The sequence below is a fragment of the Actinoplanes sp. M2I2 genome (assembly GCF_023544445.1).
In the GTDB taxonomy this organism is placed as follows: Bacteria; Actinomycetota; Actinomycetes; order Mycobacteriales; family Micromonosporaceae; genus Actinoplanes.
On the sequence record NZ_JALPVJ010000002.1, the window covers coordinates 1 to 23681 of the forward strand.

Sequence of the window (23681 nt, forward strand, 5' to 3'; positions counted from 1 at the left end):
GATCAGCATGGCGTAGGAACCTTGATGATCTTCTGAACCGGTCATGCCCGTCTTGCTGCCGCCAACCGAGGCGCTTCTACCCTGATCGACCCAAGTCGGACATGATCACGACTTTGCCGGGGCCCTGGTGGGTCATCCGGTCCCGAGCCGGCTCGACGGCTCCACCAGCGATGCCGGCGGGCGACCCGGACCGGGGAAGTGGGAACGTCCCTCGATGTCCGCGACGTGATCTCTGAAAGACTTGGCCGGTAAGCCGTCACCGACGTAGCGGAAAGGCGCACCGTGACCGAGCGGGACACACCCAGGGGCCGCGGGGCGTCCGCGGCCGTGCCGTTCACCGCGAGCACCGGCCGGAGCGCTCTCGACCAGCGTCGCATCATCGAGGCCGCCGTCCGCTTCATCGACGAGCACGGCCTGCGGATGCTCACCATGCAACGGCTCGGCGCGTACCTCGGTGTGGAGGGTATGGCGCTCTACCGGCACGTACCCGGCCGGGAAGCCCTGCTCGACGGCGTCGTGGAATCGGTCGTGGACGAGTTGTTCTCCGACCCCGACGTGCACCTGCAGGCCCATGCCGGGTGGGTGGACTACCTGCAACGCCTGGCTCACGGGCTGCGCCGGATCGCGCTGGCCCACCCCGAGGTCTTTCCCCTGGTGGCGACCCGCCCGCCCGCGGCGCCCTGGGTCCGGCCCCCGTTGCGCAGCCTGCGCTGGATCGAGTCCCTGCTCGAGGTCATGATCGAGGCCGGCTTCTCGGACGAGAACGCCGCCGCCGTCTACCGGGCGTTCAGCAGCTTCCTGCTGGGATACCTGCTGCTCGAGGTCTCCGCGCGCGGCGTCGAGACCGGGCCGGTGGAGGAACCCGACGTCACGCCGCTCGAGGATCTCTCCAGCTATCCGATCCTGCAGCGCCTGGAGCCGCACCTGTCGGTCGACGTCGCGGCCGAGGACTTCGAGGAAGCCCTCGAGGCGCTTCTCGACCGGGTCGCGCTGCTGTTGCCCCGTCGCCGGCGCCCGCCCCGGCTCACCGAGGGCAAGTGACCCGACCGGGTCAGGGGGAAATTCCGGCGATGCTGTTTATCGCGTAAACGCCGGGGCACGTTTCAAGAGTCAGGGCAGGGCGTCACCCGGATCGAGCGATTTTCCGACTCGATTCCACGACGCTCTCCGCCCTCTTTTGTGGACGTTGTAAACCCCCCGGAAGGATGCACTGTGATCACGCAGAACGATCTCGCCCGCCTCGATGGCGCCGACGTGTACGGCACCGACGGTGACAAGATCGGCTCCGTCGGCCAGATCTACCTCGACACCGACACCGGCGACCCCGAGTGGGTGGCCGTCCGCACCGGGCTGTTCGGCACCAAGGAGACCTTCGTCCCGCTGCAGGAGGCTCGTGTCTCGGACGACCGGATCACGGTCGCCTACGACAAGGCGACCGTCAAGGACGCTCCGCGGATCGACCCGGACGGCAACCTGAGCCACACCGAGGAGAACGAGCTCTACAGCTACTACAAGGTGGGTTCCACGAACACCGGGTCGGGCCGTGCGGACTACGGCACCGGCACGACCGGCGGCCACGCCCGGCAGGACGAGGAGCAGCACCGCACCCGGTCGACGACGGGCGACGACGCCATGACGCGGTCGGAGGAACGTCTGGTCGCCGACACCCGTACCGAGGAGACCGGCAAGGCGCGGCTGCGCAAGTACGTCGTCACCGAGCAGCAGCAGGTCCGCGTGCCGGTTTCGCGGGAAGAGGTGCGGCTGGAGCGGGAACCGATCACCGACGCCAACCGCGGTGACGCGTACGCCGGCGCAGAGATCACCGAGTCCGAGCACGAGGTGACCCTGCGCGCCGAGCGGCCCGTCGTCGAGACGGAGACCGTGCCGGTCGAGCGGGTGCGGCTCGACAAGGAAACCGTGCGGGACGAGGAGACGGTCAGCGGCGAGGTGCGCAAGGAGCAGATCGAGTTCGACGGCCCCGACGGCCGGCGCTGACCGCCCGCCGGCCCAGCTTCACGGCACGAGAACCGAACTCGACGAAGGCGGAGGCGACATGAACCCGACGGAGCCGCCGGCGGTGCCCGGCAGCGACGATGCGATGACCCGTTCCGAGCAACGCCTGGTCGCCGGCACCGAGGTCTTCGAGACCGGCCGGGCGCGACTGCGGAAGTACGTGGTCACCGAGGACGTGCAGATCACCGTGCAGATCCGTCGTGAGGAGCTCCGCCTGGAGCGCGAGCCGATCGGCGACCACCTTCGGACGCCGGTGGAGGATCCCGATGTCTTCGGCACCCTCGAGGAGTTCGGCGGCCCCGACGGTGGTGTGATCTTCGAGGTCGTCCTGCACGAGGAACGGCCGGTCATCACGACCGAGATCGTGCCGGTGGAACGTGTCCGCCTGGCCAAGCTGGTGCAGACCGAGCAGCACATCGCGACCGGCGACGTGCTCAAGGAACGGATCGAGGTCGACCTGCCCGGCCGGCCACCGACCACCCTCGGCTGAGGAGAACATCGGTCGAGACGAAGTGAGGGCCAAGCGACACGTCGCTTGGCCCTCACTGCACGCGTGCGCCCGAGCGTCAGGCCAGCGGGTCCACGATCACGGTCGGCGCCGCCGCCGGAGGAGTGCTCTTGGTCGACCGGCGCGGTGGCCGCGGGACCGCGTTACCGGTCGGAACCGTCACCTCGAAGCTTTCCGGCGCCGGTTCGGTGGTCACGTCCGGCGACGTGGTCGGCGCCGCTTCGAGGGACGACTTCGGCGTTCCGGCGGGCTGCCCGTCCGTGGCCGAATCCGACGAGCCGGAATCGGCGCTCAGGAGCGTCTTGGCCTTCTCCTGCGCCTGCGTCACGGCGGGGTGGGACTGGGCTTTACGGGCCGCGGCGACGATCTGCTCGTACTTCTCCCGGCCCGCGCGACTGCCGAGCACGTATCCGACGGCGAGGCCGGCCGCGAATCTGATCACCTTCATGGGTTTGTCCTCTCGTGTTGCTGCCTGTTGTCCCGGATCGAAGCGATGATCTCGGTCGCCGAGCTCTGCCGGGTCGGAGTCTCCCGCGCGGCGACGATCTGGCCGCGCGCGATGACGGCGAACTGGAGCTGTCCATGCTTGATCTTCTTCACCACGAGCCTCATCGCCTGCCTCCCCGGTGCGGCGTCGTTTCGTCCGGTCATGCGGTGCTCGGCCCTTGTCCGCTGCCCTTCCCCGATGCTGTCGTCCGGCGGCCCTCGTGCTCGGGACCGAACCCGAGGGCTCGGAGTGGTGCCGGAAAGGCGTGCGCTTGCGACAGGGCCTGCCGCAGACTCAAGAGTCCCCACCCGGGCATTGCTCAATCACGTCCGTACGCATTTTTTCGCTCACCAGGGCGTGGCTGCGCCCCGATCATCCGATCGGGACCGTGTGGCCGGCCCGGCGAGGTTTATGCGCTAAACAGGACGCGGCTGATTACGCCCGCATGTTTGTCGACAGGCCGGCGGAACAGGAGGCGGCAGTTCGCCGGGGCGTGGGCTCCCCGATCGCGTCACGCCAGCAGCGGATCGGCCCGCCACTCCTCGCCGGGCCAGCGCCGCTGGCCGACATCCCCGATGACCTCGGCGTAGCCGGCCACGTGGTCCGCGAACTCGGCGCGGGTGGGCAGATCCCGGTGGAAACCCAGCTGCGCGTTGCGAAGTCTCTGCTGCAGCTGGTGCTCGGCCCACGAGGCGGTGTAGCCGTGCATCGCCGACCGATGGGCGGCGTCGCTCGTCACCATGGTGAGCAGCGTCCAGCACACCAGCTCGCCGACGACGGCCGCGTGGATGTGCCGGGCGGCGGCGTCGACCGGGCGATCGGCGGCGATGTCGGCGACCTGGTCGATGAGCTTGAGCACGTGCGCGGCCGGATTCGCCTGGTCGACGAGCCGGGTGAACTCGTCGGGAGCCCGGACCAGCGTGGTGCCGAGATACACCATGATCGCCTCGGTGGAGCCCTCGAAGATCCGGAACAACCGGTAGTCGCGGAAGTGCTGGCCGACGGTGTTGGTGTCGAGGAAGCCCCGGGCGCCCAGCACCTGCAGGGCCGTGTCGATGGCGCTCCAGCCCAGCTCACAACCCAGGATCTTGGCGCAGAAATACCAGGCGTCGGGCACCTCCCGGCCCGCGTCCCGCCACCTCGCGATCCGGGCGATCAGCGCCTCCACCGCCTGGACCGCGGCACCGGCCTCGGCGAGCATCTCCCGTACGCGGCCGTTCTCGGCCAGGGAGCCGGTGGCCACCTCCCGGCCCTTGGCGAATCTCTGGGCCAGCTCCAGCGACCGCATGGCCGCTCCCAGCGTCATCGCGGCGAGCACCACCCGGCCGCCCATGAAAGCCGCTTTGGCCGTGGCCAGACCGTCTCCCTCGACGCCCAGCAGCGCCGACGGGGGCACCCGCAGGTCGGTGAAGCTGAGGTCGTACTGGGGCACCGCGCGCAGGCCCAGCGTCAGCATCTCCGGACCGATGGCGAAACCGGGTGTGCGGCTGTCGACCAGGAAGCCGGTGATGCCCAGGGACCGGCCGTGTTCATCCCGGAGACCGGCGAAGACGTTCACATAGCGCGCGTCGCCGCCCAGGGAGATCCATTTCTTGGTGCCGTTGATCGTGTAAGAGCCGTCGGAGTTCCTCATCGCGCCGGTGGTCATGCCCCGGACGTGGGAGCCGATGCCCGGCTCGCTGATCGCGCTGGTCGTCAGCGCCTGTCCCTTGGCCAGGCGAGGCAGCACGCAGGCCTTGACCTCGTCGGTCGCGGACAACAGGATCGGGGCTATCCCGAGGGTGTTGTGCACCGCGCAGAACACGGCGAGGTTGGCATCGATCGCTCCGAGCTGGGTGAACACCCGGTTCATGTCGGTGTGGGAGAGGTCCTGCCCCCCGTAGTGCCGGGGGACCTGCAGACCGAGCAGGCCGACCTCGGCGAAATCCGCGATCATCGCCGGAGGCAGGGCGCGGCGCTCGTCCATCAATCGGGAGTTCAGGAAGTTCTGAGCGTATTCGCGCAGGAAATGAAGCATCCCCGTCGTCGATGACGGTTCCGGCCAGTCACTCGCAGCTGCTGGGAGAACGGCGTCCTGACTGAGGAATTCCGTGTCCATCGTGCGCTCCTCGGGGGGATTCTTACCAGAATGCCGCGGCCGGGGAATGGCCGGCGGTGCATTCCTTCTTGGTTTCAGGCGCGCGCACTCGTCCTGTGAATCCATGGAACTGAACCGGAGGGACCGTGGCCCCGGGGATGCCGCAATCGGTCGGGCAGGAATGCTGTCGCTGCTCCGACGGGCGGTCATGGCCGCGCGTGGGCGGCTGTCCGGTGTGGCGGCAGGTCGCCGCGAGTCCTGGGCGGCCCTACCGTCCAGGTGGTGGTCGAGATGCGCGAGGCGTGATCCGGCCGATCTGAACCCTTCAATGTGAGTCGGTCTATTTCCGACCGAACTCTACAGCCGGACCCCCCGTTGCTCAATGGGGTCGCCTCGTCGCCCTCAGTGAAGTTTCGCTACTTTCCTTCGCGGGCCTGGATCTGGGCGACCAGTTCGGTGGCGAGCGCCTTGATCGTTTCCAGCCCCGGCCGGCCCCAGGGGCGCGGCTCGATGTCGACCACGCAGACGGTGCCGAGCGCGACGCCGGTCCGATCGATCAGCGGCGCACCCAGGTAGGAGCGGATGCCGATCTCGTCGACCACCGGGTTGCCGGCGAACCGGGGATAGTCGCAGACGTCGTCGAGCACCAGAGCCTTGCGCCGGACGACGACGTGCGGGCAGTACCCGTGCTCGCGCGAGAACGTCCGGCCGCCCAGACCGACCTGGAGAGCCGTCGGGATGGACGAGCCGGTGTACAGGCCGCCCAGATACTGGCGGTCCTCCTGGATGAAGTTCACCATCGCCAGCGGCGCCCTGGTGATGTCGCCGACCCGGCGCGCGAACTCGTCCAGCTGCGCATCCGGGCCCTCGCCCAGGCCGAGCTCCCGCAGCCGGCTCAGGCGGGCCGGCACCTCCGGGTCGGCCGGGGTGAGGGGATGGTGTCCGGACAGGTCGTAGATCATGCCGGGGCTCCGTTCGGTCATCGACAGGCTTGCGAGGTGATGAGGTGGTGCATCAGATTGACGAGCACGCCGGTCGCGGAGCGCTGGTTCCGCGCGTCGCAGAGCATGATCGGGATGTCCGGCTTCAGATCCAGAGCGCTGCGTACGTCGTCCGACTCGTACCGGTAGGTGCTGTCGAACTCGTTGACCGCGACCAGGAACCCGATGCCGCGCGACTCGAAGAAATCGACGGCCGGGAAGCAGTCCTCCAGCCGGCGGGTGTCGGCCAGCACGACCGCGCCCATCGCGCCGCTGGACAACTCGTCCCACATGAACCAGAAGCGCTCCTGCCCGGGGGTGCCGAACAGGTAGAGCACGTGGTCCTGGCTGATCGTGATCCGGCCGAAGTCCATCGCGACCGTGGTCGTCGACTTGCGTTCGACGCCGGTCAGCTTGTCCGTGCCCACGCTCGCGGTGGTGAGCAGTTCCTCGGTGTGCAGCGGCTCGATCTCGCTGACCGCACCGACGAACGTCGTCTTGCCCACGCCGAAGCCGCCCGCGATCAGGAGCTTGAGCGCGGACGGGAAGCCGTCAGAGCCGTCGTTCGAGAGCATTGAGGATGGTCTCCAGTACCGCCAGGTTGGTCGAATCAGCCATCGGGTCGGGGGAGCGGGCGTCCACGGCGCCCCAGTCCACGAGATCGGAGAGCAGGATCTTGGTCACCACCGCGGGCAGTCTCAGCCGCGCCGCGACCTCGGCGACCGTGGTGACGCTGCCGCAGAGCCCGAGCACCTGGGCGTGGTCGGGGCCGAGCTGACCGTGCGGGCGGTGGCCGGTCGCGATCACCATCGACAGCAGCTCCATCCGGGTGGTCGGTTCGGTCCGGCCGTCGCTCACCGTGTAGGGCCGGATGAGCCGTCCCGCGGCGTCGTCGAACCAGTGCTCCTCGTCGGTCCCCAGCACAGTCACCGTCCGCGCACGCCCGGGAAGTCAGGCTCCTGCCGGGCCGGCGTCGACAGGTACGGCCGGACGCTCTTGACCATCTGGGCCATCTCGTAGCCGAGCACGCCCGGGTCGGCCGCCTTCCCCGCGATGACGGCGAGCACGGCCCCGGAGCCGGCCGCCGAGACGAACAGCAACGCATCGTCCAGCTCGGCCACCACCTGCCGGACCCCGTCGCTGCCGCCGAACCGGGCGCCGGCGCTGCGGGCCAGCGAGAACAGACCCGAGGCGACCGCGGCCAGGTGGTCGGCGCCGTCGTCGTCGAGACCGTGGGCGGCCTTGCGCAGCCCGTCGGACGACAGGAGCAGGGCGCTCCTGGTGTCCGGGACGCGGTCGACCAGGCCGGACAACAACCAGACCAGGTCCTGCGACGTACGGGCGGAATCGGTGCGCGACATGAGAGCCGGGCCTTCCTTGAGGACGGGGCGGGGATCAGCCATGACTTCGGGGACCGGGCGGGTCGGCCTCGCCCTGGGAGACGCCGTTCATGAACGACGCCATCAGGCCCGGCTGATGGTCACCGGCGGGCTCCGTGGCCGGCCGCGGCGGGCCGAGCTGCAGCTGCGGGGCCATGTGGGTCTGGCTGCGGCGGCGGGGCAGCGGCGGCCGCGACGGCGTGGGCTGGGTCGGCTGCTCGGAGGCGGTCGCGGTGGACACCTGCCGGGGCACGGCGGCCTGACCGGATCCGGCCGGTCCCGGCCCGGCCGGAGTCCGCCGGGCATGGGCCGGGGAAACGGTCGCCGCGGGATAGGGAGCCGGTCGGGGGCGAGCCGGCACGGTGGCCGGCCAGAGCGACTGCTGGATGGTCACGCCGGCGTCCTCGGCCGGGTTCAGCGGCCGTTCCCGCACCGGGAGCCGCTCCCGCCCCGGAACACGCTTCTGCAGCGGCGGCCGCTCCTCCTGGATCGTGGGCTGCTCCTGCGCCGCGGGCAGGCTCCGGGGCCGCTGCGCCTCCGGCTCGGACTCGGGCGACGAGCCGATCAGCAGCTGCGGCACGATGATCACGGCTTGCGTGCCGCCGTAGATGTTGGTCTGCAGCTGCACCACGATCCCGTGCTGCCGGGCGATCATCGAGACCACGTAGAGCCCGATCCGCCCGTCCCGGAGCAGGTCGTCGAGGTTGGTGTCCTCGGGGTTGACCAGCAGCTGGTTGACCCGGTCGAGGTCGGCCCGCTGCATGCCGAGCCCCCGGTCCTCGACCTCGATCGCCATCCCGGAGGTGACCTGCTGGGCGCGGAGCAGCACCTGGGTGTGCGGCGGCGCGAACATCGTCGCGTTCTCGATCAGCTCGGCGATCAGGTGGATGACGCTGGCCACGGCGTGCCCGGGCAGCGTGCCGTCGATCGGCGGCACCAGCTTCACCCGCGAGTAGTGCTCCACCTCGGCGATCGCGGAACGCAGCACCTCGGTCAGCGCGACCGGGCGGCTCCACTGCCGGCGCGACACCGACCCGCCGAGCACGGCCAGGTTCTCCGCGTGCCGCCGGATGCGGGTCGCCAGGTGGTCGACCTGGAAGAGGCCCTTCAGCAGGTCGGGGTCCTCGACCTCGTTCTCCAGCGCGTCGAGCAGCTTGATCTCCCGGTGCACCAGCGACTGCAGCCGCCGGGACAGGTTGACGAAGACCTCGACGTGCCGTCCGCCGGCGGATCCCGCCGGCCCGCAGGCGGCCTCCAGCGCCTGGGCCTGCGCCTGCCGGAGCCGCTCGGTGAGCCGGTCGACCTCGAAACGGGCCGCGGCCAGGTCCGACCGCGTCTCGGCGAGGGGGGACCGGTCCTCGACGGCCGGGGCAGCCGGTCCGCTCGACCGCCGGAAAGCCCAGACGGCGAAGACGACCGCGGCCAGCACCGCCAGGACGGCGATCAGATAAGGAGTGTCGGGCATGAGCATCCTTGTTCTTGGTGATGCGGCAATGTCCGTGTGAAGGCCCTTACTTTAATGGCCGGACGGTGCGCCACCAAGGCGGGAATGTCGCCCGGCATCAATCTGATGAATCGCTCGGACTCGATGCTGGGCCGTGTCATCTAATGGGGTGAACCGGCGGTGACAGAAGGCCCGGGCCCAGGTTATGGTCCTGCTGGCCACCGTCTGCGGACGATCCGGATCCCGGGCCGAGGAGGGTCGGCGCGGTCGTGCGGATCTATCGGATCGGTGATCGCCGAAAGCGCCGAGAGGGGACGGAAAATGCGGTCGGCCGCGCGCAAAAGCGAATGTGAATAGGGTGATCATTCGGCTTTGCGGGACGGGCGGCGGCGCTTTCCCTGGTGGGATCAGGCGTCGAGTCGGAGGTCCGGGTGCCGGCCGGCGATCGTCCGCATCCGCCACCGGTGGGGGAACACGGCCAGGAGGGCGTCATCGCGTACGCGGGTCATGACCTCGACGTTGACCTCGGAGCGCAGGATGTCGCGGCCGGCGGCGTCGGTGCGGGCCGCCACCTCGTACGGGAGATGGTCGAGTTGCACCTGCACGCCGAACTCGGCCTCGAGGCGGTAGGTGGCCACCTCGAACTGCATCGGGCCCACGGCGGCCAGCACCGGGGCCTGGTCGCCCCGCTGCTCGGAGCGCAGCACCTGGACCACGCCCTCGCCGTCGAGCTGCTCGATGCCACGACGGAAGCGCTTGAAGGCCGAGGTGTCGGAGGTGCGGACGACCGCGAAGTGCTCCGGCGGGAACGACGGCAGCGGCGGGTACTGCACCGGGGTCCCGGCGTGCAGGGTGTCGCCGATGCCGAGCGCGGTGGCGTTGACCAGCCCGACCACGTCGCCGGGGTACGCCTCGTCGATCGTGTCGCGGTCCTTGCCGAAGATCTGCTGGGCGTACTTGGTCGTGAACGGTCGCCCGGTGGTCCCGTGGGTGACGATCATGCCGCGTTCGAAACGGCCGGAACAGACCCGCATGAACGCCACCTGGTCGCGGTGGGCCTTGTTCATGTTCGCCTGGATCTTGAACACGAACCCGGAGAACGGGCCGTCGACCGGCTGATCAGAGCCGGCCACGGTGGGACGCGCCGCCGGCGGTGGGGCCAGCTCCACCAGCAGATTCAGCAGCTGCCGTACGCCCAGGTTGGCGACCGCCGCGCCGAACAGCACCGGCGTGCTCGTGGCGGCCAGGAACGAGGCCTGGTCGTGGTCGGCGCCGGTCATCGCCAGCAGTTCGAGCTCCTCGGTGGCGGCGGTCCAGTCCGCGCCGTACCGCTGAGCCGCCTCCTCCGCGCTCATCTCCTCCTCGATGGCCAGATCGGCGCCGCCGGGGGAGCGTTGCATCCGGGTGAACACGCCGGTGCGACGGTCGATCACGCCCTGGAAGTGCCCGGCGACCCCGACCGGCCAGGTCAGCGGGGTGGGCTGCAGCCCGATCCGCTGTTCGATCTCGTCCATCAGGGCCAGCGCGTCGTGGCCGGGCCGGTCCCACTTGTTGATGAACGTCATCACCGGGATGCTGCGCTGCCGGCAGACCTCGAACAGCTTGAGCGTCTGCGGTTCCAGCCCCTTGGCCGCGTCCAGCAGCATGACCGCGCTGTCCACCGCCGTGAGCACCCGGTAGGTGTCCTCGGAGAAGTCGGCGTGGCCCGGGGTGTCGAGCAGGTTGATCACGGTGTCGCGGTAGGAGAACTGCAGCGCGGCCGAGGTCACCGAGATGCCTCGCTGCTGCTCCATCGACATCCAGTCGGAGACCACGCCCCGGCGGTCACCCTTGCCGTGCACCGCGCCGGCCTGCCCGATCACCCGCGCGTGCAGAGCCAGCGCCTCGGTCATCGTCGACTTGCCGGCATCCGGATGCGAGATCACCGCGAAGGTCCGCCTGCGCTTCGCCTCGACGGCGACCCCTGTACCCGACGCCAGCACCTGACTCACGAACCACTCCTCGACATCCACAGTCTCGACGCGTCGAACGCGCATCCCGCCGCTCGATAGCGCCGGCCGGCCCGACAGCATGTCGTGCCCAGCCCTCCAACCTTACTCGCCGGGCGTGGAGCGCCCGCGAGCCGCTGTGCCGTGCCGCCGCTGAACCGTTTCAGGCGGCCTCGTCGCGCCGGTGGAGCCGCAGGGAGACGTGGTTGCCGGGGTGCCCGTCGAAGAGCGCGCAGTCCTCCTCGCCGCGGCTTTCCGCCTGGGTCGGGGTCTTCGCCGGGCACCAGGTGTAGGGGTTGATCTCGGACGCGCTGAGGGTCCACTGGATCCACCACGTCGTGGTGTCGACGTGATGGCCGAGCGCCGCGTGCGAACCGGGATGTCCCAGTTCGAGCTCGCAGCCGAGCTCGGACTGCACGCTGGGCGCGTCCGCCGGCAGCTCGTTGAAGAAGGCCAGCTGGGCGGCGTCGAGCGTGATCCGGGCCGGGCAGTTCCTCAAATCCTCGTTATCAATCGACATGCATCCATGGGTACCCGGACTGTCGCCGGTCTTAACCGGTTAATCACGTCCGCGTCCCACAGGGTTCGCCGGTGGCGACGACGCGGGCCGGTCAAGCCCCCGGACCCCGGCCATTCGCGCGCGGCCGAAGTACATCTCGTGTTCACCCCGGCGTCGCCGTGCGGGACGGTGCCGCCGATGACGTTCATCGATGATCGGTCCTGGTCCCGACGATCCATTCCGGACAGGAGATCCATGAAGAAGTCCTTCCCAGCCGGGCGGCGCCTCGCCTCGGCCGCCCTCGCCGGCCTGCTCACCCTCGTCGCCACGACGGTCGCGCTGATCGGCGGATCGCCGGCCTTCGCCGCGGCCGACGGCTGGTACATGCTGATGAACGACTACTACGACGGGGACGTGGGCGACGGGAAACGGCACTGCTTGAGCGCGAACGGGGACACTTCGCCCAGCGGCGCGGGAACGCACAAGGTCTACCTGGCGGTCTGCAACGCGGCCACGATCGGCCAGTGGTGGTACATCTACGCCGACTGGGCGTCCGTCTACGGGCGCACCACGACCATCACGAACCGCCAGACCTGGGACGGCTTCGAATGGGAGCTGAGCGGGAACACGAGCACTCCCTCCGGCGGCGCGAGCGGCACCTACGGCGCCTACACGGCTGCCAACAACCCGATCTCCAGTCACCAGTGGGACATCAAATTCGAGTCCGGCACCAACCGTTTCCGCCTCGAGAACGATTCCAGCGGCTATCAGCTGAGCACCTCGGCGGCCGATCCGTACGCCGGCAACCTCTACCGCGTCTACACCTCGAGCTACAACTTCTCGTCGCCGGCGCCGGCCCAGGTGTGGCGGCTGTACGCGCCGAGCTCCCCGCCGAGCTGATCCACCAGCGGAGCCACCGGTCCGGCTTTCGGCGACGGAAGCCGGACCGGTGGGCGCCGGGCGCCCCCGGGCCGGGCCCGCACCCGGAGCGGGTCGTGCCCGCCGAAGCGCACGGCGCCGCCGGACACCCGGACCTGCCCGCGCAGCAGCCGGTATCCCGGGCGGGCGGGGGTGGTCGCCAAGCATGGGCGTGCCTCCCGGATGGTGGCGTCGGCCGGCGTCAGTCGTGCAGCCGCGACTCCCAGTCGACCGGCACTGCGCCGGCCGGTCCCGGCACGGGTTGATCGGCCGGGTGGCTGGACGGCGGCGCCAGGGCGGGGCCCGACCCGAATTGCCCGTCGCGGTAGTCGAAGAACCAGTCCTCGCCCGGTTCGAACGACTGGATCACCCGATGCCCGGTGGCCCGGTGATGAGCGGTCGCGTGCTGGGACGGCGAGTTGTCGCAACACCCGACGTGGCCGCACTCGGCGCATCGGCGCAGGTGGAGCCACCAGCTCCGGGTGGCGAGGCATTCGACGCAGCCTGTTCCCGACGGCGGCACATCGACATTGACAGAAGAATTCGACACGCTCGGAAAGCTACCTTGAAAGCGCGTCCGCACGCTAATAAAAGTGCCAATTCACTGACAAATAAGAGGCCATTCAGTGCCTTCTGATAAATGTCGCCGGCCGGTGCGGCGTGCCCCTCGCGGCCGCCGGGTGCGACGGGGCGAGGGGCGTCGCTCTCAGCTCCGCAGACCGCTGATCGCCGCGACCTCGGACGGGGTCAGGTGCACCTCGGCCGCTGCCACGTTCTCGTCCAGGTGGCCGATCGAACCGGTGCCGGGGATCGGCAGGATGTTCGGCGAGCGGGCCAGCAGCCAGGCCAGCACGATCTGGTGCGGCGTGGCGCCGTACTTCGCGGCGGCCTGCTGGACGGCGGAGTTGCTGTCCAGGTTCTGGATCGGCGCCCACGGCAGGAAGACCAGCTGCTCCTGCTCGCACAGGTCGACCAGCGACTCGGACTTGCGGTCGTCGACGTTGTAGCGGTTCTGCAGCGAGACGATCGGGGTCAACCGCTGAGCCGCGCGCAGCTGCTCCTCGGAGAAGTTGGAGACCCCGATGTGCCGGATCTTGCCCTGGTCCTTGAGCTCGACCAGCGCGCCGATCGAGTCCTCCAGCGGCACCCGGGGGTCGGGCCGGTGAAACTGGTAGAGCGGGATCTGCTCGAGCCGCAGCCGGCGCAGGCTGCCCTCGAGCGCCTCCCTCAGGTGTTCCGGGCGCCCGTCGGGCTGCCAGTTGCCCGGGCCGGGGCGCACCAGACCGCCCTTGGTCGCGATCACCAGGTCATCGGCGTACGGGTACAGGGCCTCGGCGATCAGCGTCTCGCTGACGTCAGGTCCGTACGAGTCGGCCGTGTCGATGAAGTTGACGCCCAGCTCGACCGCCCGGCGCAGAACGGCCTTGGCCTCGTCGCGGCTCTTCGGGTCGCCCCAGATGCCGTCCCCGGTGATCCGCATGGCGCCGTAGCCGAGACGGTTGACGGTCAAGTCGCCGCCGACGTCGATGGTGCCCGCTGCACCGGCTTGTGGTGTGCTCACCCTGACTCCTTCGCGCGTCACTACGTGTAGCTACCCACCCGACGCTAGTCCTGGTAGCGCTCGCGCGCCCGGGACCGTACCGAGACGTCCGTCTCCTCGTCGCGGGCGGCCGGGGCGGTCACCCTTGCAGCAATCCGAACAGGCCGAAGACGGTGAACACCGCGCCGAAAGCCAGCGGCAGACCGGCCAGCAACGCGTTGTGGGTGAGCGAGCTCAGCCGCGGGGCGTCCGGGCGCCCCGGCGGGTACGTCACCGGGACCTCCTGCCCGACCTGGTGCATCCGCCGGCTGGAGCGCAGGGCCGGTGTGAACCGCCGCGCGGCGCCGTCCTCGTCGACGAACGCGATCACCGGGGCATAGAGCGTGCCGTCGTCGTGGCTCTCGTCGTGGCCCACCACTGTGCCGACCGACGCGACGCTCGTCCGCCGCCGCTTACCGATTCGCCAGAATTGGACGATTCCGACGCAGTCCAGGACCACGCCCGTGACCAGAACGAGGACCCCCGAATCCATGACCGCATGATCCCACTCGCTCGTGTCGTGCGCACCGGAGGCCGGGCCGGCGCCGGAGACCATCGCTCCCTATCTATACCGGCCGTGTCCACAGCGGATCAACGCCGCGTTCACCGGCCGCCGTGAGGCTTTCGCTGTCGAATCCACCGAACGACAGCGCCTCCACCGGGGCGCGGACGACTGTGAAGGAGACATGGCCGTTACCGCCGAAGCTGACGAGGACCTGCAGAACGCCGTGGCCGTCATCGGACTGGCCGCCCGGATACCCGGTGTCGCGGACCTCGACGAGTTCTGGGCCGCGCTCGTCGCCGGTCGTGACCTGACCACTCGTTCCGGCACCGGACGCCGGTACGGCCTGATCGCCGGCAGCGACCGGTTCGACGCCGCGTTCTTCGGGATCGCGCCGTCCGACGCGCAGGTGCTCGATCCGCAGAACAGGGTGTTCCTCGAATGCGCCTGGGAAGCCCTGGAGCAGGCCGGCTACGACCCCGGCACCTACTCCGGCGCCATCGGCGTCTACGCCGGGAGCGGCGAGACCGACCACTTCGCCGTGCTGCGGGCGCAACGCCACCGGTTCCCGGGCAAGTCGGAGGAGCAGTTGCGGCTGGCCGCCAGCCGTGACTTCCTGACCGGCCGGGTGGCATACCAGCTGAACCTCCGGGGCCCGGCCGTCACCGTGCACACCGGCTGTTCCACTTCGCTCGTCGCGGTCCATCTGGCCTGTCAGGCTCTGCTCGGCGGCGAGACCGACCTCGCTCTGGCCGGGGGAGTCACCCTGCGGGGCGCGGCCGGCGCCGAGGAGGCCGACGACCTCCTTTCGCCGGACGGCCATTGCCGGCCCTTCGACGCGGACGCCGACGGCATGGTCGGCGCGGACGGGGCGGGAGTCGTCGTGCTCAAGCGGCTTTCCGACGCGCTTGCCGACTCCGATCACATCGACGCCGTGATCCTGGGATCGGGGCTCAGCAACGACGGCTCGGGCAAGGTGAGCTTCACCGCACCCAGCGTGTCCGGGCAGGTGGCCGCGGCCCGTTCGGCGTACCTGCTCGCGGGCGTGGAGCCGGACACCGTCGCCTACGTCGAGGCGCACGGCACCGGCACCGCGATCGGCGACACCATCGAGGTCCGCGCGCTTTCCGAGGCGTTCGGGCCGGGAACGCCGCAGCGGTGCCTGCTCGGGTCGGTCAAGTCGAACATCGGCCACGCCGACGCCGCGGCCGGCGTCCTCGGCCTGATCAAGGTGGTGCTGTCGCTGCGCCACGGCGTTCTTCCGGGCACGGCGCACTTCCGGAGTCCGAATCCGCACCTCGATCTGCCGGCCACCCCGTTCCGGGTGACGAGCGACGCGACGCCGTGGCCCCGCAGTGAGCAGCCCCGCCGCGCCGGGATCAACTCCACCGGGATCGGCGGGACCAACGCTCACCTCGTGGTGGAGGAGGCGCCGGTCGGGCATCTGTCCTCCGGCGACGACCGCCACCACCTGCTGCCGCTGTCGGCGCGGACGGCCCGCGCCCTGGCCGAGTCGGCGGCGCGGTTGAGCGCCCGGCTGCGACGGGACCCGGTCGCCCTGGCTGATGTGGCGTGGACGCTGCAGTCCGGCCGTGCGGAGTTCGCCCACCGGGCCTTCGTGGTGTGCCGCGACCGCGACGAGGCGGTTCGGGCTCTGACCGAGCTGGCCGGACGACCGCAGGCGGCCGTGACCCCGGCGACGGACACCCCGCAGGTCGCGTTCCTCTTTCCGGGCCCGGACGGCCTGCCGGTGGGAGTGACCCGGGAGCTTTACCGGCAGGAGCCGGTCTTCCGTGCGGTCCTCGACGACTGCGCCGATCGGGCCGCCGCGGATCTCGGCCTCGACCTGCGAACGGTGCTCTGTCCGGAAGCCGGCCATGAGGCCGAGGCGCAGGCCCGGCTGGCCACGCCGGCCGTGGCCGAGCCCGCGCTGTTCGCCGTTCAGCGCGCCCTGGCCGAGCTGTGGGAGTCCCGGGGAGTCGGTCCGCACGCCGTTCTCGGGTACGGCTCCGGCGGGTACGCCGCCGCGGTCTCGGCCGGCGTGCTGACCGGGGCCGGCGCGCTGTCCCTGGTGCTCACGCGGGCCCGGATCCTGAGTCGTTCACCTCGGGCCGACGCACCCTTGTTCACCGGCGAGATGCTCGAGGAGTACGCCGAGGCGGTGGCGGCCGTGCGGTTGAGCCCGCCGCGAGTTCCCTGGGTCTGCGACCGGACCGGTGCGCCGGTCACGGCGCAGGAGGCGGGCGACCCGGCCTTCTGGGTGAGGCGTCTGCGGCAGCCCGTCCGGTTCTCCGACGCCTTGCGGACCCTGCTCGACAGCTCCGCCGGCATCTTGCTGGAGGTCGGCCCGGGGGACTCGCTGGGTCGCCTGGCCCGGCAGCATCCCGGGTACGGATCCGGCCGCACCACCCTGCGGAGCCTGCCGGACGCCGCCGGGCATGCCGAGTCTCTCCGGAGCACCGGCGCGCTGTGGCAGGCCGGGCTCCCCGTGCGCTGGGCCGCGCTGCACAGCGGCCGGTCGCCCCGGCGGGTGCCGCTGCCGGCGTACCCGTTCCAGCGGGAGCGCTTCGCGGTGGACGAGCCCACGCCGGGGACACCCGCGTCGCCGGACGGGGCCGGCGCGTCGGACACGGACCCGCGTACCGCGACCGAGAAGACCATCGCCGAGGTGTGGTGCGAGGTGCTCCGCGTGCCCCGCGTGGGCGTCGACGACGACTTCTTCGAGATCGGCGGGCACTCGTTGCAGGCGACCCGCGTCATCACCCGGCTCGGTTCCGCACTGGGACCGGACATCCCACCACTGACCATCATGGACCTCTTCGACCACTCGACGATCCGCGAGCTGGCCGCGCTGGTGAGTGGTCCCGACGTGCCGACCTCGGAGGAAGCCCCGTGAACGATCAGACCGAGCTGCCGGCGACCCCGGCGACGATCCCCGTCGCGCCCGACGGCGAACCGGTGATGTCGTTCGCCCAGGAACGCCTGTGGTTCATGGAGGCGTACGCGCCCGGCACGACGGCGTACACGATCCCGGAGGCGTGGCGGCTGCGCGGCACGGTCGATCCGGCCGCACTCGCGGAAGCCCTGAACCGGGTCGCCGCGCGGCACGAACCGTTGCGGACCCGCTTCCCGGCCACCGTCGACGGCCGGCCCGTCGCGCTCATCGACGAAGACGGCGCGATCCCGCTCAGCACCGCGCAGGCCGGGTCCGGCGACGCCCTGGCCGCGCTCGTCGACGCCTTCCTGGCCGAACCGTTCGACCTCGCCGCCGGCCCCGTGGCCCGGGCCAAGTTGATCACGATCAGCCCGGACGAGCACGTGCTCGCCCTGGCGGTGCACCACATCGCGGCCGACGGCTGGTCCACCGAGCTCCTTCTCGACGAGGTGCTGACCGGCCTGGCCGGCGAGCCGCTGCCGGACCTGCCGGTGCGCTATCGCGACTTCGCCGCGTGGCAGCGCGCCCGGCCCGACACCGACCGCGACGTGGCCTACTGGCGGACGCAGCTCGCCGGCGTCGTGCCGCTCGAACTGCCGACCGACCGGCCCCGGCCCCCGGTGCCGACCCACACCGGCGCCGCGCACCACTTCTCGGTCGCGCCGGACGTGCTCGACGCAGTGTTCCGGCTCGGGCGCCGGCACCGGGCCACGCCGTACATGGTCCTGCTGGCGGCGTTCGCGATGCTGCTGGGCCGGCGGGCGCAGCAGGACGACGTGACGATCGGCTCGCCCACGGCCGGTCGGCCGGTGCCCGAGCTGGACGGGCTCATCGGCTGCTTCGTCAACATGCTGACGATGCGGGTCGACTCGTCGGGGGACCCGACGTTCGTCGAGCTGCTCCAGCGGGTCCGGACCACGGCCGCATACGCGTACGCCCATCAGGAGGTGCCGTTCGAGCGCCTGGTCACCGAACTCAACGTGCCGCGTGAGGTGTCACGGTCGCCGCTGTTCCAGGTCGTGTTGTCGCTGCAGAGCTATGACGATGCCCGGCCCAGCCACCCGTCGCTGACCGTCGCCGGCGACGTCGACCTGCCGTACGTCGTGACCCGGTTCGACCTCGAGCTCCACACCGCCGGCGACGGCGAGTTCCTGATCACCTACAAGACCGAGCTGTTCACCGCCGAGTCCGTCGCGAGCCTGGGCGAGCACTTCCGCGTCCTGCTCGAGGGGATCGCCGCCGACCCGGACGCCCCCATCTCGAGCTACGAACTGCTGACGGCCGACGAGCGCCTTGCCCGTACACAGTGGAACGACACCGGCGCCGACCTCGGCGCCGACCAGTGCCTGCACACGCCGGTCGAGGAGCAGGCGCACCGGACCCCGGACCGCCCGGCGCTGATCCACCCCGGCGGTCAGCTCTCCCACGGCGAGGTCGACCGGCGGGCCGATCACCTGGCCGCGCAGCTGGTCGCCGCCGGGGTCGCCAAGGGTGACCTGGTGGCCGTCGTGATGGAACGGGGATGGGAGCAGGTTGTCGCGGTGCTGGCCATCAACAAGGCCGGCGCCGCCTATCTGCCCGTCGACTCCGACCTGCCCGAGCGCCGCCGTCACGAGCTCATCGCCCGCGGCGGCTGCACCGTGGCGCTGACCCAGCCGGCGCTGAGCTCCCGGCTGACCTGGCCGGAGGGACTGGTCGTACTGCCGGTCACCGAGCAGTCGGGCGGCACGCCGCCGGCCGGCCCGGCCGAGCCCGGCGACCTCGCGTACGTGATCTTCACGTCCGGCTCGACCGGCACGCCGAAGGGCGTCATGATCGAGCACCGGGCCGCGCTCAACACCGTCCGCGACATCACCCGGCGGTTCCGGGTGGGACCCGGCGACCGCGTGTTCGCCTTGTCCGCGCTGAGTTTCGACCTGTCGGTCTACGACGTCTACGGCACGCTGGCCGCCGGCGCCACGCTGGTCCTGGGCCGGCCGGCCGAGGACAAGGACCCGGCCGCGTGGGCCCGGATCGTCGCCGATCAGCGGGTCACCGTGTGGAACTCGGTGCCGGCGCTGATGGAGCTGCTGGTCGAGCACGCCGAGCAGGAGGGAACCGACCTCAGCTCGTTGCGGCTGGTGATGATGTCGGGCGACTGGATCCCGCCGACGCTGCCCGACCGCATCCGTGCCCTCGCCCCGGACGTCGAGGTGATCAGCCTCGGCGGGGCGACCGAGGGTTCGATCTGGTCGATCTTCCATCCGATCGGGCCGGTCGACCCGTCGTGGACCTCGATCCCGTACGGCCGGCCGCTGACCAACCAGCAGTTCCACATCCTCGACCGCGGCCGGTGCGACGTCCCGGTCGGGGTGCCCGGCGACCTCTACATCGGTGGCGCCGGAGTGGCCACCGGCTACTGGAAGGACCCGGAGCGCACCGCGGCGGCGTTCGTCACCCACCCGCGTACCGGCGAACGCCTCTACCGCACCGGTGACCTCGGCCGGTACCGGTCCGACGGCGTGATCGAGTTTCTCGGCCGGGCCGACGCCCAGGTCAAGATCCGCGGCTACCGGATCGAGCTGGGGGAGATCGAGGCCCACCTGAGCCGTCACCCCGAGGTGGCCGAGTGCCTGGTGACCACGTACGGGTCCGGCAGCGGAGCCCAGCTCGTGGCCTACGTCGTAGCCGAGCCCGGAGCCGCCCCCGACCCGACGCGGCTGCGGTCACACCTGGCCGAGGGGCTACCGGCGTACATGGTGCCCAGCTCTTTTGTCGTCCTGCCGAGGCTGCCGCTGACCGCGAACGGCAAGGTGGACCGCGGACGGTTGCCCGCGCCCGAGGCGCCCGCCGGGCGGGGGAGCGCGCCGACGTCGCCCGGCACCGACGTGGAGCGGGCGATCCACGGGGTGTGGGCGGACGTTCTCGGCCGCGACGACGTGGGGATCGACGACAACTTCTTCGACCTGGGCGGCCACTCGCTGCTCGCGATCAAGGTGGTGGAGCGGCTCCGGCGCGCGCTGCCGGACGTCGGAGAGATCGCCGTGATGGACCTGTTCACCCATCCGACGATCCACCGGCTCGCGGCCCGGCTCGACGCCGGTACGAGCACCGAGAGTGCGCTGCTGCACCGGTTGACGCCGCACGCGACGGCCGGGCCCGTGCTCAGCTACGTCGCCGTCCCGTACGGCGGCGGCAGCGCGATGGCCTACAAGGCACTGGCCGACGCGCTGCCGGCCACGCACGCGCTGTGGTCGGTCGCCATCCCCGGCCGCGACGTGGGCGTCGACGAGCAGCGCACGCCGATCGAGGACGTCGCCGCGGAATGCGTCCGCGAGATCCAGGAGAAGGTCGCCGGGCCGATCGCGCTGTACGGGCACTGCGGTGTCGGCTCGGCGCTCATCGTGGAGATCGCCCGGCAGCTGGAGGCGGCCGGGCGCGTCCCGGAAGCCGTCTACATCGGCGCCATCTTCCCGTTCGCCCGGCCCCGCCAGGGCCTGGTCGCCGCTCTGGGCCGGCTGGCCAACCCCGACGCCCTGCGCAGCGACCGCGCGTACGCGAACGGGCTGACCGGCCTCGGGCTCGACCTGAGCGACATCGACCCCGGCCGGGCCCGGCAGATCGTCCGCGACACCCGCAGCGACACCGAGGCGGCCGAGGACTACTTCACCCGGCTCTTCGGCACCTCGGTGACGCGCCTGCGGGCGCCGGTCATCAGCGTGGCCGGGGAGCACGACCCGGCCTCCGACCACTACCCGGAACGCTTCCGCGAGTGGCACTTCCTCAGCGACACCACCGCCATGGTGGTGCTCGACGAGGCCGGGCACTACTTCCAGCAGTACCGCGCGGCCGAACTGGCCGAGATCGTCACGACCACCCATCCGGCCGTCCGAGCCGGCGGGACGGCCGGTGGCGACGGGTGGCGCCTGGTCGACGTCTCGCAGGCGGACCCGCCCGACGTGGCCGGCGAACCCCGGCCCGCGGTGGGCCGATTCCTGGCGGCGGGAGCGGGACAGCTCGGTTCGATCCTCGGTTCGGCGCTGACCGCGCTGGCCGTCCTGTTCTGGATCTACGAGTCCACCGGCTCGCTCGTGCAGTTCGCCGCGTCGGGCGTGGCCGCACTGGCGCCCGCGTTGCTGGTCGCGCCGCGGGCCGGAACGGTGGTGGACCGCGTCGACCGCCGTACCGTCCTGATCGCCGGCCAGGCCGGCGCGGGCGCGTTGCAGCTGCTGACAGGTCTCCTGGTCTGGACCGGCAACCTCCGGATCGGGTTCGTCTACCCGCTGCTGGCGTTGCTGTCGGTGGCGGTCGCCTTCCAGTGGCTCGCCTTCCACGCCGCCCTGCCGCACCTCGCCCCCAAGCGGTACCTCGGCCACGTCACCGGCGTCGTGGACGTGGCCCGGCAGGCGGGCCGGCTGATCGTGCCGGCCGCGGCGGCCGGGCTGACCGCCGCCGTGGGCCTGGCGGGCGCCCTGGTCGTCGCTGTGCTGGCCTCTGCGGTCGCGATCACCATCACGGTCCTGGTCCGCTTCCCGCAGACCCGGGCGTGGCCGGGAGCGGGGACCATGACGGCCGACATCAAGGCCGGGTTCCGCTACTCGTGGGGGGACACCCGGCTGCGCCGCATGCTGATCTTCTTCGCGGTGCTCAACCTCGTCGCGTCCCCGCTGTTCCTACTGATCGCGCCGCTGGTGCTCGCGACCGGCACACCGGCCGGCCTCGGCTGGGTCCTGCTCGGCTCGGGCCTGGCGGGCGCGCTGGGTGGAGCCGTCATGACGGTGTGGGGCGGACCGGCGCGGCACCGGATGCGCGCGGTGCTGCTGTGCACGCTCGGGGTGGCCGCCTCGGCCCTGGTGACGGGCCTGCAAACCGGGCTGGTGGCGATCGGCGCCGGGGTGTTCGGTCTCGCGCTGGCGATGACCGTGCTGAACGGCATCCACGCCGCCATCGTCGAGGTCAAGGTGCCGCAGCGGTACCTGGGCCCGGTGCTCGCGCTCGGCACGATGGTCGCGTGGTCGGCTCTGCCGGTCGGCTTCGGGCTGGTCGCGGTGTACGCAGCGGTACTGCCCGGGTCGCTGCCGGCCGCCGCCGGGCTGGTCGGCGCCGGTCCCGGGCGGGAGATCGCCCTGCTGTACGTGCTGCTCGCGGTGGCCGTCACGCTGCTGGCCGTGGCCGCGGTCCGGTCGCGGCTGCCCCACCTGGTCGACGACAGCCCCGACGCCACGCCCGACGACCTGATCGGGCTGCGCTCGCTGGGCCGCGACGAGCCGGCTCCCGTGTCATCACGAACGTGAAGGCGAGGCGCCCTCAGGGGAAGCCGGTGGCGTCAAGAAGTCGATCAGCGCAGCGCTGAGAGCTGCCGGGTTCTCCTCAGCCAGGTGGTGCCCGGATGGGATCGGCGTGCCGCGAAGATCGTTCGTCCACCCTCGCCAGATGCTCAACGGGTCGCCGTAAAGGTCTTCCATGTCGTCTTCGGTCGACCACGCGAACAGCGTCGGGCACGAGATGGTCCGCCCGGCACGTCGGTCGGCTTGCTCGTGCTCGACGTCCATGGTGAGACCCGCCCGGTAGTCCTCCAGCATCGCTCCGACCGTCGCCGGATCCCGAATGGCTTCGCGGTACTCCTGGTAGTTCTCCGCGCCCATGGTGTCCGGATGACCGCCGTACCAGGCCTCCGGGTCAGCGAGGATCGCCTGCTCGGGCTTGTCCGGTTGAGCGTAGAAGAACCAGTGATACCAATCCCGGGCGAACTTGGCGTCGCACCTTGCCAAGGCCTCGCTGATCGGCACTCCGTCCATCACCACCAGCCTGCTCACCACGGCGGGGTGATCCAACGCCAGTCGCAGGGCCACGTAACAGCCGCGGTCATGCCCGACCACGGCGAACGTCGCATGACCCAGTCTCTGCATCAGCCGGACCAGGTCGAGGGCCACCGCGCGCTTGGACTGTTGTGAGTGATCGCTCCGCACGACGGCCTTGTCGGACCGGCCATAGCCGCGCATGTCCGGGCACACGACAGCGAAACCCCGCGCCAGCAGTCGCGGGGCGACGGCGTGCCAGGTGGAGCCGGTCCGGGGATGGCCATGGATCAGGAGAACGGGCGGCCCCTCGCCGGCGTGTCTGACCCGTAAGGCCACCTCACCCACATCGACCTGCTCGTCTGCGAAATCTTCGAACACAAGTGCTCTCTACCCCGCGAGCCTGGTGGCACGCACCCGGCGGCCCGGAGCGTCGGCGAGCGGGGGAGTCCGATCATCGAGTCGACTGTCCCGGTCGGGGAACGTGACGTCGATGTCGATGCCCCCGGCGGGCCGGGGCCGACGGTGATGGTCGCGCCGTGCGCTTCGGCTACCGCGCGCACAATCGCCAGGCCGAGTCCGTAACCGTGGCCAT

At 71.0% G+C, this 23681-nt stretch carries 20 protein-coding genes and 1 pseudogene; 6 read left to right on the forward strand and 15 right to left on the reverse strand.

What is annotated here, in order from left to right; translation table 11 throughout:
• Positions 1–282 precede the first annotated feature (282 nt).
• The 3 genes from HJC40_RS03760 to HJC40_RS03770 all read left to right on the forward strand — a co-directional run bounded on the left by HJC40_RS03760 (position 283) and on the right by HJC40_RS03770 (position 2503).
• Complete coding sequence (locus tag HJC40_RS03760) at positions 283–1041, forward strand: TetR/AcrR family transcriptional regulator (protein WP_249998231.1); 759 nt, start codon at positions 283–285, stop codon at positions 1039–1041.
• Positions 1042–1212: 171 nt separating this feature from the next.
• A complete protein-coding gene (locus HJC40_RS46020; protein ID WP_249998232.1) occupies positions 1213–1995 on the forward strand; it encodes a PRC and DUF2382 domain-containing protein in 783 nt (260 codons plus the stop codon).
• A gap of 58 nt (positions 1996–2053) precedes the next feature.
• Positions 2054–2503 (forward strand): YsnF/AvaK domain-containing protein, encoded by a 450-nt coding sequence (locus tag HJC40_RS03770; RefSeq protein WP_249998233.1) that lies wholly within the window; start codon positions 2054–2056, stop codon positions 2501–2503.
• 76 nt (positions 2504–2579) lie between these two features.
• On the opposite strand, the gene HJC40_RS03775 is transcribed toward HJC40_RS03770, so the two are convergent.
• The 10 genes from HJC40_RS03775 to HJC40_RS03820 form a co-directional block, all read right to left on the reverse strand.
• Complete coding sequence (locus tag HJC40_RS03775; RefSeq protein ID WP_249998234.1) at positions 2580–2969, reverse strand: hypothetical protein; 390 nt, start codon at positions 2967–2969, stop codon at positions 2580–2582.
• Complete coding sequence (locus HJC40_RS03780; protein ID WP_249998235.1) at positions 2966–3133, reverse strand: hypothetical protein; 168 nt, start codon at positions 3131–3133, stop codon at positions 2966–2968. The genes HJC40_RS03775 and HJC40_RS03780 overlap by 4 nt, the downstream gene beginning before the upstream one ends.
• 386 nt (positions 3134–3519) lie before the next feature.
• Positions 3520–5106, reverse strand: a complete 1587-nt coding sequence (locus HJC40_RS03785; RefSeq protein WP_249998236.1) for an acyl-CoA dehydrogenase family protein — start codon at positions 5104–5106, stop codon at positions 3520–3522.
• Between the two features lie 395 nt (positions 5107–5501).
• On the reverse strand, positions 5502–6047 hold the full coding sequence (locus HJC40_RS03790) for a GAF domain-containing protein (protein WP_249998237.1): 546 nt from the start codon (positions 6045–6047) through the stop codon (positions 5502–5504).
• Between the two features lie 17 nt (positions 6048–6064).
• A complete protein-coding gene (locus HJC40_RS03795; protein ID WP_249998238.1) occupies positions 6065–6640 on the reverse strand; it encodes an ATP/GTP-binding protein in 576 nt (191 codons plus the stop codon).
• Entirely contained in the window at positions 6618–6995 is a 378-nt protein-coding gene (locus tag HJC40_RS03800) for a DUF742 domain-containing protein (RefSeq protein ID WP_249998239.1), read from the reverse strand. Before HJC40_RS03800 ends, HJC40_RS03795 begins: the two co-directional genes overlap by 23 nt.
• Entirely contained in the window at positions 6992–7426 is a 435-nt protein-coding gene (locus HJC40_RS03805; protein ID WP_249999410.1) for a roadblock/LC7 domain-containing protein, read from the reverse strand. Before HJC40_RS03805 ends, HJC40_RS03800 begins: the two co-directional genes overlap by 4 nt.
• A gap of 34 nt (positions 7427–7460) precedes the next feature.
• Entirely contained in the window at positions 7461–8909 is a 1449-nt protein-coding gene (locus HJC40_RS03810) for a sensor histidine kinase KdpD (RefSeq protein ID WP_249998240.1), read from the reverse strand.
• 386 nt (positions 8910–9295) lie between these two features.
• Entirely contained in the window at positions 9296–10879 is a 1584-nt protein-coding gene (locus HJC40_RS03815) for a peptide chain release factor 3 (protein ID WP_249998241.1), read from the reverse strand.
• Between the two features lie 160 nt (positions 10880–11039).
• On the reverse strand, positions 11040–11396 hold the full coding sequence (locus HJC40_RS03820) for a hypothetical protein (protein WP_249998242.1): 357 nt from the start codon (positions 11394–11396) through the stop codon (positions 11040–11042).
• Positions 11397–11630: 234 nt separating this feature from the next.
• Between HJC40_RS03820 and HJC40_RS03825 the strand changes: the two genes are divergently transcribed.
• Positions 11631–12275 carry a hypothetical protein gene (locus HJC40_RS03825; RefSeq protein ID WP_249998243.1) on the forward strand — a complete coding sequence of 215 codons (645 nt, stop codon included), beginning with the start codon at positions 11631–11633 and terminating at the stop codon, positions 12273–12275.
• A 220-nt stretch (positions 12276–12495) separates the two neighbouring features.
• On the opposite strand, the gene HJC40_RS03830 is transcribed toward HJC40_RS03825, so the two are convergent.
• The 3 genes from HJC40_RS03830 to HJC40_RS03840 form a co-directional block, all read right to left on the reverse strand.
• Complete coding sequence (locus tag HJC40_RS03830) at positions 12496–12843, reverse strand: UBP-type zinc finger domain-containing protein (protein ID WP_249998244.1); 348 nt, start codon at positions 12841–12843, stop codon at positions 12496–12498.
• A gap of 156 nt (positions 12844–12999) precedes the next feature.
• A complete protein-coding gene (locus tag HJC40_RS03835; RefSeq protein ID WP_249998245.1) occupies positions 13000–13854 on the reverse strand; it encodes an aldo/keto reductase in 855 nt (284 codons plus the stop codon).
• 118 nt (positions 13855–13972) lie between these two features.
• Positions 13973–14365, reverse strand: coding sequence for a DUF3592 domain-containing protein (locus HJC40_RS03840; protein ID WP_249998246.1), 393 nt, complete (start codon positions 14363–14365; stop codon positions 13973–13975).
• A gap of 193 nt (positions 14366–14558) precedes the next feature.
• Here HJC40_RS03840 and HJC40_RS03845 point away from each other — a divergent pair, with 193 nt between their 5' ends.
• A complete protein-coding gene (locus tag HJC40_RS03845; RefSeq protein WP_249998247.1) occupies positions 14559–17270 on the forward strand; it encodes a type I polyketide synthase in 2712 nt (903 codons plus the stop codon).
• Positions 17267–22582, forward strand: coding sequence for a non-ribosomal peptide synthetase/MFS transporter (locus tag HJC40_RS03850; protein WP_249998248.1), 5316 nt, complete (start codon positions 17267–17269; stop codon positions 22580–22582). Before HJC40_RS03845 ends, HJC40_RS03850 begins: the two co-directional genes overlap by 4 nt.
• Here HJC40_RS03850 and HJC40_RS03855 read toward each other — a convergent pair.
• Positions 22571–23467: an alpha/beta fold hydrolase gene (locus HJC40_RS03855; protein WP_249998249.1), complete on the reverse strand. Its 897-nt coding sequence runs from the start codon at positions 23465–23467 to the stop codon at positions 22571–22573. The genes HJC40_RS03850 and HJC40_RS03855 overlap by 12 nt on opposite strands.
• Positions 23377–23661 (reverse strand): annotated as a pseudogene (locus tag HJC40_RS46540) (hypothetical protein); the annotation flags it as partial. The pseudogene HJC40_RS46540 and the gene HJC40_RS03855, both read right to left, overlap by 91 nt.
• Between the last annotated feature and the right edge of the window lie 20 nt (positions 23662–23681).